Origin of the sequence: Caballeronia sp. LZ003 (assembly GCF_031451465.1) — a bacterium.
Taxonomy (GTDB): Bacteria; Pseudomonadota; Gammaproteobacteria; order Burkholderiales; family Burkholderiaceae; genus Caballeronia.
In genome coordinates, this window is record NZ_JARUXJ010000222.1 from 1 (window position 1) to 349 (window position 349).

Genomic DNA, 349 nt, shown 5'->3' on the forward strand with positions numbered 1-349 from the left:
CGATGGGAGTACCGCGGCGCTGAATGCGGTTATCGCGGAACGGATTTCTTCACGCGCAACAACATCAAGACGAAGAAGCCGGAAGAGGATAGGTGCGGTGGGCGATTGTCGTGCTGCCGAAAGCGCTTTAAGAACGTGCCGCTGCCTTTTGGTGGCTTTCCCGCTGCGGGCGCGGATGGCGCGCTCACGCGAGGCGGATAAGTGATGCTTGCTGATCGGACGCGTGCGGCGATTCAGGAGCACGCGCTCGCGAGTTATCCGAACGAATCGTGCGGGCTAATCGTGAACGGCGATTACCTGCCGTGCGCCAATGTTTCAAATCTTCCGTCCGAGCACTTCTCCATTTCAG

At 59.0% G+C, this 349-nt stretch carries 1 pseudogene; it reads left to right on the top strand.

Going from position 1 to position 349, the window contains the following annotated elements:
- Window positions 1-201, top strand: a pseudogene (locus tag QCE79_RS34930) (hypothetical protein); the annotation flags it as partial.
- Window positions 202-349 lie beyond the last annotated feature (148 nt).